The organism is Bradyrhizobium sp. NAS96.2, assembly GCF_001908235.1.
GTDB lineage: Bacteria > Pseudomonadota > Alphaproteobacteria > Rhizobiales > Xanthobacteraceae > Bradyrhizobium.
Window position 1 is genome coordinate 19,281 of the sequence record NZ_LGHK01000042.1, and the last position, 12,103, is coordinate 31,383.

Annotated in this window: 10 protein-coding genes; 5 read left to right on the forward strand and 5 right to left on the reverse strand. The window is 65.5% G+C overall.

Going from position 1 to position 12,103, the window contains the following annotated elements; translation table 11 throughout:
* Nucleotides 1-52: 52 nt before the first annotated feature.
* Entirely contained in the window at nt 53-1,321 is a 1,269-nt protein-coding gene (locus AC628_RS11345) for an RluA family pseudouridine synthase (RefSeq protein ID WP_074126924.1), read from the reverse strand.
* A gap of 154 nt (nt 1,322-1,475) precedes the next feature.
* On the opposite strand from AC628_RS11345, the gene AC628_RS11350 reads away from it, so the two are divergent.
* Nucleotides 1,476-2,414: an alpha/beta hydrolase gene (locus AC628_RS11350; protein ID WP_083632784.1), complete on the forward strand. Its 939-nt coding sequence runs from the start codon at nt 1,476-1,478 to the stop codon at nt 2,412-2,414.
* Nucleotides 2,415-2,688: 274 nt separating this feature from the next.
* Here AC628_RS11350 and AC628_RS11355 read toward each other — a convergent pair whose 3' ends face one another.
* Both AC628_RS11355 and AC628_RS11360 read right to left on the reverse strand, forming a co-directional pair.
* Entirely contained in the window at nt 2,689-4,023 is a 1,335-nt protein-coding gene (locus AC628_RS11355; protein ID WP_074126925.1) for a replication-associated recombination protein A, read from the reverse strand.
* Entirely contained in the window at nt 4,020-5,432 is a 1,413-nt protein-coding gene (locus AC628_RS11360) for a DegQ family serine endoprotease (protein ID WP_074126926.1), read from the reverse strand. The genes AC628_RS11355 and AC628_RS11360 overlap by 4 nt, the downstream gene beginning before the upstream one ends.
* Before the next feature lie 289 nt (nt 5,433-5,721).
* Between AC628_RS11360 and AC628_RS11365 the strand changes: the two genes are divergently transcribed.
* Nucleotides 5,722-7,335 carry an OprO/OprP family phosphate-selective porin gene (locus AC628_RS11365; protein WP_074126927.1) on the forward strand — a complete coding sequence of 538 codons (1,614 nt, stop codon included), beginning with the start codon at nt 5,722-5,724 and terminating at the stop codon, nt 7,333-7,335.
* 155 nt (nt 7,336-7,490) lie between these two features.
* On the opposite strand, the gene AC628_RS11370 is transcribed toward AC628_RS11365, so the two are convergent.
* Nucleotides 7,491-7,868, reverse strand: coding sequence for a winged helix-turn-helix transcriptional regulator (locus AC628_RS11370; protein ID WP_074126928.1), 378 nt, complete (start codon nt 7,866-7,868; stop codon nt 7,491-7,493).
* Between the two features lie 118 nt (nt 7,869-7,986).
* On the opposite strand from AC628_RS11370, the gene AC628_RS11375 reads away from it, so the two are divergent.
* The 3 genes from AC628_RS11375 to AC628_RS11385 all read left to right on the forward strand — a co-directional run bounded on the left by AC628_RS11375 (nt 7,987) and on the right by AC628_RS11385 (nt 11,805).
* Nucleotides 7,987-9,000, forward strand: coding sequence for a zinc-binding alcohol dehydrogenase family protein (locus AC628_RS11375; protein WP_074126929.1), 1,014 nt, complete (start codon nt 7,987-7,989; stop codon nt 8,998-9,000).
* A 364-nt stretch (nt 9,001-9,364) separates the two neighbouring features.
* Entirely contained in the window at nt 9,365-10,444 is a 1,080-nt protein-coding gene (locus AC628_RS11380; protein WP_074126930.1) for a phosphotransferase, read from the forward strand.
* A 233-nt stretch (nt 10,445-10,677) separates the two neighbouring features.
* On the forward strand, nt 10,678-11,805 hold the full coding sequence (locus AC628_RS11385; RefSeq protein WP_074126931.1) for an Rv3169 family protein: 1,128 nt from the start codon (nt 10,678-10,680) through the stop codon (nt 11,803-11,805).
* Here the strand turns inward: AC628_RS11385 and AC628_RS11390 are convergent.
* Nucleotides 11,802-12,098: a DUF1330 domain-containing protein gene (locus AC628_RS11390; RefSeq protein WP_074126932.1), complete on the reverse strand. Its 297-nt coding sequence runs from the start codon at nt 12,096-12,098 to the stop codon at nt 11,802-11,804. The two genes, AC628_RS11385 and AC628_RS11390, sit on opposite strands and share 4 nt — an antisense overlap.
* Nucleotides 12,099-12,103 lie beyond the last annotated feature (5 nt).

The following is a 12,103-nucleotide window of genomic DNA, read 5'->3' on the forward strand; positions in this document are numbered from 1 at the left end:
TTTGATCGTTCTTGCTGTCCGCGACGGATATTGCAGGGCGGCGCCCGGCCCGTCACTCCTCGGGAGCGTTCTCGATCGGGTCGAAGCGGTCGGCCTCGAGCCCCAGCAGATTCCAGGATTGCAGCATGTGCGGCGGCAGCGGCGCGCTGACATCGATCACGCCGCCGCGCGGGTGCGGAATCACGATGCGGCGGGCCAGCAGATGCAGCCGGTTTTGCAGGCCGCCTGGCAGCTGCCAGTTCTCCTTGTTGAAATATTTGGGATCGCCGACGATCGCGTGATCGATATGCGCCATGTGGGCCCGCAATTGATGGGTGCGGCCGGTCACCGGCTTGAGCGAGACCCAGGCGAGCTTGGTCGCCGAGGCCTCGACCACGGCGTAATAGGTCACCGCGTGGCTTGCGCCCTCGTCACCATGCTCGGCGATCCGCATGATGCTGTCCTCCTCGCTTTCCTCCTTGGCGAGGTAGGTCGAGATCCGGCCCTGCTTCGGCTTCGGCACGCCGGCGACCAGCGCCCAATAGATCTTGCGCGCAGAGCGATGGCGGAACGCACCGGTGAGGAACGATGCAGCGAAGCGCGTCTTGGCGATCAGCAGGCAACCGGAGGTCTCCCGGTCGATACGATGCACCAGCCGCGGCTTCTGCCCTTTGGCGTCGCGCATCACCTCCAGCATCTGGTCGACATGGCGCGTCATGCCGGAGCCACCCTGCACGGCGAGGCCGGCGGGCTTGTTCAGCACCAGCACGTCGTCGTCCTCGTACAAGGTCATGTCCTTCAGCGCCTGCAGCGTCTTCGCCTCGGCCTCCGAGAGCGTGCCTGAAGTCTTCGGCGTGTCGAGCCGCAGCGGCGGAATCCGCACGCTCTGGCCCTCCTCCAGCCGGTCCTTGGAATCGGCGCGCTTGCCGTTGACCCTGAGCTCGCCCTTCCGGACGATGCGCTGGATATGGGAGAACGACAGGCCGGGAAACCGCGCCTCGAGGAAGCGGTCGACACGCATGCCGTTCTCGTCTGCCGTGACGACCACGGTCTGCACCTTGGTCGGCAATGGCTGCTCGGCCGCCTGCTTCCCAGCGGCGGGCTCTACCCGCTCCTGGCGGTCGCGGCGCGGCTCGGCAAAGCGCGGCGGCTTTCCGGGCGCGCGCTGCGCGAACGGCCGGTCACTCGTCTTGCGCTCACCGAATTTACGATCATCCGGCTTGCGGCTGCGTTGCGCCGATCCGCCCTTGCCACGTTCATTGGCGCGGTCCTTGTCGCGTCCCTTTTCATGCCCCTTGGCACGGTCGCCCGGCGATGTGGTTCTCTTGATACGGCGGCTCATGGTGGTTTTTCGGCTCCAGACCTGCATTGTGCCTAGCGCAAATGCCGCGAATCGTCACGGCGAAATCGGTGTGAATCCGGCGCGACTCGGCCATGTTCGGCCGCTTGCGGCAATCGAGCAGCGCCTCGGAATGAGCCTTGGAATGAGCCTTGGAATGAGATCGACGATATCGGCTTTGGCGGCGGCCCTGATGCTCACGGGCCCGGCGCTGGCCCAGCAAAGCCCGATGCCGGAAGATTTGGCCTGGAAGCTCCTGGAACTCGGCCGCGTCGTCGACCCGCCCAAGACCGCCGCACTCTACGCGCCGCTGCAGCAGAAGGAGCCTTATCAGGGCGTCAAGGTCGAGCGCGACGTCAAGTATGGCCCCGCCGACCGCCACCTGCTCGACGTCTTCGCGCCGGACACCGCAGCGCCGCCGCGGCCGGTGCTGATCTACATCCATGGCGGCGGCTTCATTGCCGGCAACAAGCGCAACCCCGGCAGCCCGTTCTACGACAACGTCATGCTGTGGGCCGCGAAGAGCGGCTTCGTCGGCGTCAATGCCACCTATCGCCTGGCGCCGGCCTTCCCGTGGCCGGCAGGCGCGGAAGACGTCGGCGCAATCGTGCAGTGGGTCTCGGAGAACATCGCCAGCCGCGGCGGCGAGCCCAGACGCATCTTCCTGATGGGCCAGTCGGCCGGTGCGGTCCATGTCGCAAGCTATCTCTCGCACGGCGAATTCCACAAGGTGAAGGGCGGCGGCCTGGCCGGCGCGATCATGGTGTCGGGCATCTACGATCTGACGGCCTCGCCGGCCGGCGACGCCGAGCTCGCCTATTACGGCTCGGACCCGTCGCGCTACGCCGAGCGCTCCTCGCTGCAGGGCCTGGTGGCAAGCCCGATCCCGTTCCTGATCACGGCCGCCGAGCTCGATCCGCCGCGCTTCGTCGAGCAGTTCGAGCTGTTGAAGCAGGCCAGCTGCAAGCGGCCGAGCGGTTGCGCGAGCAGCTTCATGCTGCCGCAGCACAGCCACATGTCGGAGGTCTATGCGATCAACACCCCGGACACGCGGTTGACCGACGAGATTTTGGAGTTCGTGAAGAGCGTGAAGTAAGCGCCACGGCGATATGCAGTTATGAGCCGTCGCAGCGGGCGTGGCAAAATATCGAAAACAACCCCATGCAAAGTAGTCGACGGCCGGCGTTCGACAAGCCAACTTGACACGTCGGGCAACTCAGAGATACATTTCTAATATTCAGAAGTCACACAAATGCTCCTCGACCCAAGGCTGTTGCATATGGCATTTGCGGGCTCCTGCAACTGAGGCTTCCACGTCGCAGTCAGAACCGCGCGCTATTCGCGGCCGCAGCCTAATCTCATCTAGCTAGCTAGCTCCCGCCCCGCTCCTTGCGGAGCCGCGCCCAGTAATCCAGCCGCTTGCGGATCTCGCGCTCGAAGCCGCGGTCGGGTGGATCGTAGAAGGTCTGGCGGCCCAGCGCCTCCGGGAAATAGTCCTGGCCGGAGAACGCGTCGGGCTGATCGTGATCGTACTGATAGCCGGAGCCATAGCCCTCCGACTTCATCAGCTTGGTCGGCGAATTCAGGATGTGCTTCGGCGGCAGCAGCGAGCCGCCCTGTTTTGCGGTCTGCATCGCAGCGCCAAACGCGGTGTACACAGCGTTCGATTTCGGCGCGGTGGCGAGATAGACCACGGCCTGCGCGATCGCGAGCTCACCCTCCGGCGAGCCCAGGAAATCATAGGCATCCTTGGCGGCGTTGCAGACCGCCAGCGCCTGCGGATCGGCCAGGCCGATGTCCTCGACCGCCATCCGCACCACGCGCCGCGCCAGGAACAGCGGGTCCTCGCCGGCATCGAACATCCGCGCGAGGTAATACAGCGCCGCATCCGGATCGGAGCCGCGCACCGACTTGTGCAGCGCCGAGATCAGATTGTAGTGGCCGTCGGCCGACTTGTCGTAGATCGGCGCACGGCGTTGCAGGATGGCCTGCAACTGCTCGGCGTTGAACACCTCGCCCTTGCGCGCGGCGCGCCAGACCTCCTCGGCCAATGTCAGCGAGGCGCGGCCATCGCCGTCGGCCATCCGCACCAGCACGGCGCGCGCTCCGGCATCGAGCGGCAGGGCCTTGCCCTCGATCTTCTCGGCATTGGCAAACAGCCGTTCGATCGCAGCCGTATCGAGCGAGTGAAACACCAGCACGCGGGCGCGCGACAGAAGCGCCGCGTTGAGCTCGAACGACGGGTTCTCGGTGGTGGCGCCGACCAGCACCACCGTGCCGTCCTCCATCACGGGCAGGAAGGAATCCTGCTGCGCTCGGTTGAATCTGTGCACCTCGTCGACGAACAGCAGCGTGCCCTTGCCGGTCTCGCGGCGGGCGCGCGCGGCATCGAATGCCTTCTTCAGGTCGGCGACGCCGGAGAACACCGCGGAGATCTGCTCGAAATGCAGCTCGGTCGCATCGGCCAGCAGCCGCGCGACGGTGGTCTTGCCGGTGCCGGGCGGGCCCCAGAACACCAGCGAGCCCAGCGTGCGCGTCTCCAGCATACGGGTCAGCGCGCCGTCGGGGCCGAGGATGTGATCCTGGCCGACGACGTCGGCCAGCGTGCGCGGGCGCAGCCGGTCCGGCAGCGGGTGTGGCGCGTCCTGCTCCATCCCCGCCGCGGCGAACAGGTTGCTGGCCTCGCGCGGTTGTTTCGGGCTCATCCGCCGAGCGTCACGTTGATCTGCTGGCCGCCGCGCACCAGCGTGATGCGCCAGATCCGCGAGCCCGCCTTCGATACCTTGTCGAGGTCACTGGTTCGCACGATCTTCTCGTTGTTGACCGCCAGGATGATGTCGCCCTTCTGGAAGCCGACATTGGCGGCGGTGCCGTCATCGGCGAGTTCGGTCACCACCACGCCCTCCGCGCCGGCGTCGAGATGCAGCTCATCGGCCAGCGCCGGCGAGATGTTGGCGACCCTCGCGCCCTGGAACGGCGAGCGCGCGGTCAGCACGATCTCGTCGCGGTTGGTGTCCGGCGCGGTCTCCAGCGGCACGGTCAGCTTCACCGGCTTGCCGGCGCGCTGCACCTCGATCTCCGCGTTGCCGCCGAGCGGACGGGTCGCGAAGCGGTAGTCGAACGCGTTGGGATCGTCGATCGACGTGCCGTCGATGCCGACGATCAGGTCGGACAGCTTCAGCCCGGCCTTCGCCGCGGGGCTGTTCGGTGCGACGTTGGCGACCAGCGCGCCGGTCGGCAGCTTCAGTCCCAGCGTCTCCGCGATCTCGGGCGTCACCGCCTGCAGCCGCGCGCCGAGCCATGGCCGCTTCACGGCCTTGCCGCCGCTCTTGGCGGAGGCCACCACCACCCGTACCATGTTGGCGGGGATCGCAAAGCCGATGCCCTGCGAGCCGCCGGAGCGCGAGAAGATCGCGGTGTTGATGCCGGCGAGCCGTCCGGTCATGTCGACCAGCGCGCCGCCCGAATTGCCGGGATTGATCGCGGCGTCGGTCTGAATGAAGAATTGATAATCCGTGATCCCGACTTGAGTCCGCGCCAGGGCCGAGATGATGCCATGCGTCACGGTCTGGCCGACGCCGAACGGGTTGCCGATCGCGAGCACCACGTCACCGACCTGCAGCTGATCGGAATTGGCGAAGTCGAGCGTCGCGAACTTCTCCTTGTTGGTGCCCTTCAGCCGCAGCACCGCAAGATCGGTGCGGCTGTCCTTCAGCACGATCTCCGCCTCGTATTCGCGCTTGTCCGCGAGCGAGACCTTCACCTGGTCGGCGCCCTCGATCACGTGATTGTTGGTCACCACGAGGCCGGAGCCGTCGACCATCACGCCGGAGCCGAGCGAGCGCTGCATCTGCTCGGGCTGCTGCCCCGGCACGCCGAAGAAGCGGCGGAAGATCGGATCGTCCAGGAACGGATTGCGGTTCTGTACCGTCTTGGCGGCATAGACATTGACCACCGCCGGCTGCACCCGCTGCACGATCGGCGCATAGGACAGCTGGAGCTCGGCCTGCGACGACGGCACGCGACGATCCTGGGCCGCAGCCGGGGACAGATTCCCTATGAAAGCCAAGGTGCACAGAGCGGATATGGCAGCGAAGCGGATGGGTTGGAGCATTCTCACCTCTCGTGGAAACGCCGGAATATAGGCGTGTTCGCACGGCAATTGAAGGGCGCCCGGCCGGATAACTGCCCCCCGCCGGACCGGTGCAAAACCCCTGGCCGTCGCGTTGAAGCGCGCCGCCATGCATCTATGATGATTGTCATCTCACTGCGCCGCTCCGCTTGTTGCCTGCGGACAACAAGCGGAACTGCGAGGCCTGGAAGCACTGTCGTGCGTCAGTCACGTTCGACTCCTAGGACGTCTCAGTGAGTGAGTGGGGACTTCAAACACGAAGGGGTGCACAATGGGTGCGACAAAAGTTGGTGCAATCGCCATCGGGCTTGCAGGGGCGCTCGCCGCCTCGCCGGCCTATTCGCAATCGGCCGGAGGCGGCAGCGACGCGGAGATCGCGCTGCTGAAGCAGCAGCTGAAGATGCTCGAACAGAAGCTCGACAAGCTGCAGAAGCAGACCAACGCCAATACCGCGACCGCGGCCAGTGCAAACGCCAATGCCAAGGCGGCGGATGCCAAGGCAACTGATGCGAAGGCCGCGCGCGTCGCGAGCGCCAATGCCGCGATCCCGGTGAAGGGCCCGGTCGCGCCATCGGGCGTCGTGGTGACGATGCCGAACAACCGGCCGACGATCTGCACCGCCGACGAACAGAACTGCGTCGCGATCACGAGCCGCGTGCACTGGGATGTCGGCGGCTACGACTATCGTCCGAACACCGCGAACACTTCGCCGCAGAAGCTCGACAGCGGCGAGAACCTGCGCCGCGCCCGCATCGGCATCGTTGGCAAGTTCTTCGGCGACTGGAACTACGCGCTGATCTACGACTTCGGCGGCTCGGCCGACGGCTTCGGCGGCGCGGCCGCGGGATCGCTGCCCGGCGGCGGCACCTCCGGCGTCGAGAATGCCTATCTGAGCTACACCGGCTTCAAGCCGTTCGGCGGCAAGATGGCGATCGAAGGCGGCATCATGGACATCCCGTGGACGCTGGACGAATCGACCAGCTCCAACGACATCCTGTTCATGGAGCGCGCCTCGGTCGGCATCATCGCGCAGAACATCGCGGCCGGTGATTTCCGCTCGGGCGCCGGCACCCGCTGGTGGAACGACCAGCTCTGGATCGGCGGCTATGTCACCGGGCCGACGACAGGCGCAATCCACTCCGCGTCCTCGGTCACGCCGGCCGGAACGTCCGAGCAGTATGGCGGCGTGGTCCGCGTCGCCGGCAATCCGATCAGCGGCAAGAACTACTCGGTGCATATCGGCGCCGACGCGGAATGGCTGGTGCAGCCGCCGCGCAATCAGCTGACGCAGGCGCAGACGCTCACGCTGAACGACCGGCCCGAGCTGCGCATCGATCCGACGACGCTGATCTCGACCGGTGCGATCGCCAACGTCTCCGGCGCGCAGGTCTACGGCGTCGAGGCGGCCGCGACCTACGGCCCGTTCATCGCACAGGGCGAGTATTACTGGTTCAATGTCGACCGCTCCGCGAATACCGGGCTGCCGCCGTTCGGCGCGCCGAGCCTGAAATTCGACGGCGGCTACGCGCAGGTCGGTTACGTGCTGACCGGCGAGAACCACGCCTACAATCCGGCCACGGCCTCCTATGGCGGCATCAAGCCGCACGATCCGTTCTCGCTCGCCGGCGGCGGCATTGGCGCGTGGGAAATCGCCGGCCGCGTCAGCACGATGAACCTCAACGACCAGGTCGGCCAGGCGGTCGGCGTCGCGGGTGGACGGCAGACCGTCTACACCGCCGCGCTGAACTGGTACGTCAACAACAACGTCCGCTTCATGCTGAATTATTTGCACGGCGACGTCGCCAAGCAGGCCTCGGCGACCTCGAGCGCCGATGCAGGCTCGAAGTTCGACGCGGTCGCGCTGCGCACGCAGGTTGCGTTCTGAGGTAACTTACCTCTCCCCAATGGGGTGAGGTCGAATTGCGAAGCAATTCGGGTGAGGGGTGCCGCTTGCTCGGTGGAGCGTAATCCCTCACCCGGATCGCATCTTGCGATGCGATCCGACCTCTCCCTCCGGGAGAGGTGAAGCGCGAACGCTCATTAGGCAGCGCGCTTCTTCTTCACAACGATTTCCGGTGCCGGCGCACAGGACAGCCGCTCCTGATGGCCCTCGCCCCAGGCTTTCAGAATATCGATCACCGGACGCAGGCTCTCGCCGAGTTCGGACAGCGTGTATTCGACCCGCGGCGGCACTTCGGCATAGACCTTGCGGATCACGAGACCGTCGTCCTCGAGCGCGCGCAGCTGCTTGGTCAGCATGCGCTGGGTGATGCCGGGCATCCGCCGCCGCAGTTCGCCGAACCGCTGGGTGCCGGCCTGCAAATGATACAGGATCACGCCCTTCCATTTGCCGTCGATCAGGTCGAGCGCGGCCTCGACCGCGCAGCCCGGCCGGCGCGCAAAATTCTTCCGTTTCATCTGATATTTCCCAATAGTATCCAAACGGGGACTAGTTCCCTGAATTTACAGTACTTGCCAAATTGACGCCAGCGCGACAGGTAAGACGGCAGGCAATCGCCCACCAGGGAGACCAGGCATGAAGGCCATCGGATACCAAAAGTCGCTGCCGATCGAGGCGGCGGATTCGCTCGTCGATTTCGAAATCGCCAAGCCCGAACCGAAGGGGCGCGACATCCGTGTCGCGGTGAAGGCCATCTCGGCCAATCCGGTCGACTACAAGGTGCGCAAGCGCGCGGCGCCGACCGATGGCGGCTACAAGATCCTCGGCTTCGATGCGGCCGGCGTGATCGACGCGGTCGGCCCCGACGTCTCGCTGTTCAAGCCCGGCGACGAGGTGTTCTACGCGGGCTCGATCCTGCGCCAGGGCACCAATTCGGAATTTCATCTGGTCGACGAGCGCATCGTCGGCAACAAGCCGGCGTCGCTGTCGTTCGCGCAGGCCGCCGCCCTGCCCCTGACCTCGATCACCGCATGGGAGCTGCTGTTCGACCGGCTCGGTGCGGTGCCGGGCAAGAGCCTCGATCCGCGCACGCTGCTGATCACCGGCGGCGCCGGCGGCGTCGGCTCGATCCTGATCCAGCTGGCGCGCCGCCTCACCGGGCTGACGGTGGTTGCAACCGCGACGCGGCCGGAGTCGCAGAAGTGGTGCCTCGATCTCGGCGCGCATGCGGTGATCGATCACTCGCAGCCGATGAAGGAGCAGATCGAGAAGTTGAAGCTGCCGCCGGTCGGCCTCGTCGCGAGCCTCACCTTCACCGACCAGCACTACAAGTCGATCGCCGACTTCATCGCACCTCAAGGCAAGTTCGGCCTGATCGACGATCCGCCGGAGTTCAACGTTGCCGCGTTCAAGGGCAAGGCGGTGTCGATCCACTGGGAGTCGATGTTCACCCGCTCGTCGTTCCAGACATTTGACATGATCGCGCAGCATCATCTGCTCAACGATGTCGCCGACCTGATCGACAAGGGCGTGCTGCGCACCACGCTCGACCAGACCTTCGGCACCATCAACGCCGCCAACCTCAAGCGCGCGCACGCGCTGCTCGAAAGCGGCAAGTCGCGCGGCAAGATCGTGCTGGAAGGGTGGTAGGCCCGCTGCCTAGGTCAGTTAGGCCCATTGCATTGCGGCTCTGCCTCCGTCGTCATTGCGAGGAGCGATAGCGACGAAGCAATCCATCCAACCGCGCTTGCGGGAAGATGGATTGCTTCGCTTCGCTCGCAATGACGGCTGGGCCAAAGGATCCGTGGAGAGGGGCTGCAACGCAATAAGAACAGCTACCCCACCTTACGCACCTCCCGAGATATCCCCACAGGCCGGCACGGCGCTTTTGCCAAAGCCGCCATCGCCTGTATGATCCGCGGCAACGATCACCCCGTCCTCAATCGGGCCGCGCATGACGCGGCCGGAACGGTGGTGACGCCCCAAGGGGATACAAGGGGATGGGAGGAAACCGATGAGTTTGCTCACGGCCGATCCGTTGCGGATCGATCCGGAGTGGATGACGCGGGCACTGCGCGAAGCCGGTGTGATCGATCAGGTCAGGGTCATCGATCTCGTCCGCAAGCCCGTCGGCAATGGCCTCGTCGGCGACAGCTACCGATTTCGTCTGACCTATGACGGCGATGAGCCGAACGCTCCCGCCAGCGTCGTCGGCAAATTCCCGGCTGCGGATCCCGACAGCCGCCGTTCCGGCTCCGCGCACACGCTTTATGTCCGCGAGGTCGCGTTCTATCGCGAGCTGGCGACGACCGTCGCCATTCACACCCCGCGGCCGATCCTCGCCGAGATCGATCCGGCCACCGACGACTTCACGCTGATCCTGGAAGATCTGGCGCCCGCGCGACCGGGCGACCAGCTCGCCGGATGCGCGATCACGGACTGCCTGACAGCCATGACCGAGGCCGCCGCGCTGCATGCGCCGCGATGGAACGACCCGACGCTCGACACGGTGCATTGCTTCACAGTTGCCGCCAGCCGGCGCAGGGACCTTCGTGCGGTGCTGCCCGGCATTATCGGTCACTACAAGGAGCGCTATCGCGGCGTGATCGAGCCGGAATTCTTGACGCTGATCGACATGCTTCCGGATGCGATACCGCGCTACCAGTCCGACCGATCGACGCCCCGAACGTTGCAACATGCGGACTTCCGGCTCGACAACATGCTGTTCGAGGTCCGCGGCAACACTCGTCCGATGGCGACGCTGGACTGGCAGACGCTGACGGTGGGGCCAGGGATCGTCGACGTCGCCTATTTCCTGTCGGCCGGCATCGACCCGTCCGAGCGGCGATTACACGAAATTGATCTGGTGCGATCATATCATTCCGAGCTGATCCGGCGCGGCGTGCGCGACTATGGCTGGGATCAGTGCTGGCGGGATTACCGGCGCTACACGCTGCATGGAATCATGATGGGCGTCGTCTCCGCGCTCAGCGTGCAGCGCTCAGAACGCGGCGATGCGCTGTTCCTGAAAATGACTCGCGGCGCCTGCGCGCAAGCCCTGGATCACGACAGTTTCTCATACTGGCAGGACTGAGACGTGATGAGATTAGGTTGAGCTGGATCGGTGACGGAGGTTCACCTCTCCCTTGGGAGAGGTCGGCGCGTAGCGCCGGGTGAGGGGTTCCGGTCCCTCGCTAGAGCTGCAGCCCCTCACCCGATTTGCTTCGCAAATCGACCTCTCCCCATCGGGGAGAGGTTGAGTGAGTGCGTAGTCGAACCGATTCAATTCAAACTCATCTTGCTCTAAAAACATCGAAAGGGATCGGCGTGCTCAACAAACTTGACGATTTCCCCATCCATCAGACGCCGGAGCCGATCGCGGTTCCCTCAACCAGCGACCGCAATGTCTATGACCGCACCTGGTTCAACGGCTATACCGCCGACGGCGCGTATTATTTCGGCATCGGGATTGCGATCTACCCGCATCGCAAGATCCTCGATTGCGCTTTCAGCGTGGTGGAGCGCGGCGGACGGCAGCACTGCTTCTACGGGTCGCGGCGGGCGCCGATCGAGCGCACCGAGATGCAGGTCGGCCCGTTCAGGCTCGAGGTGATCGAACCGATGCTGCGGACCCGGGTCGTGCTCGACGACAATGTGACCGGCCTTGCCTGCGACCTGACCTTCTCCGCGCGCACGGCGGCGATCCAGGAAGCGCGGCAGACGCTGTGGTCGGGCGGCCGCCGCGCGATGGATGCCACCCGGTTCGACCAGTTCGGCCGCTGGAGCGGCGTCATCCGTCACCCCGATGGCGGGATCAAGGTCGACGATCGCACCTGCTACGGCACCAAGGATCGCTCCTGGGGCGTGCGCAACGTCGGCGAACGCGATGTCGGCGGCGCGCCGATGCCGCCGCCGAGCGTGTTCTTTCTGTGGGCGCCGCTGGTCTGGGACGACCACATCTCGCACGCCATCTTCTTCGACGGGACGCAGGGCGAGGCGCTGGTCCGCGAGGGCATCACTGCGCCGCTCTACCGCTGCGAGGCCGAGATCCCCGGCGTCGTCGACGGGCTCGACCGCCGCGTGGCGACTGCGCGGCATCGCGTCAAATACGTGCCGAACACGCGGCTGGCGCAGTCGGCGGAAATCGATCTCGTCGACATCGACGGCCACACCACGACCATCGCGCTCGATCCGATCCTCAAATTCCAGATGAAGGGCCTCGGCTACGGTCATCCGCAATGGGGCCAGGGCATGTGGAAGGGCGAGCTCGAAATCGGCGGCGAGTCGTTCGATCCTGCGACGCTCGATCCGCTGGCCCGCGAGAACGTGCACGTACAGCAGGTGGTGCGCGCTCGCCAGGGCGACCGGACCGGAATTGGCGTGCTGGAGCAGATATGCTTCGGCCCCTACCGTCCGGCCGGCTTCAGCGAGTTTCTCGACGGCGCCAAGGGTTAGCTTGGCGGTCCCCCCTCAACGAACAACAGCCGCCGCTCCAGCGCGGTTGCGCGAAGCTTCAGCGCCTCGGCGTATTCCGGTGACCCGTACCATTCGCGCAGGCGTGCCATGGTCGGAAATTCGACGATGACGATCGCGTTCGGCGCCGGACCGCCCTCCACCACTTCAGCCGCGCCTCCGCGCACGATGTAGCGGCCGCCATACTGCTCGATGGTTTTCGCCGCCAGCGTTCGATAGGCCTCGAATGCCGCAGCGTCCCGCATCTCGACCTCTGAAATCACATAGGCCGCCATGCACC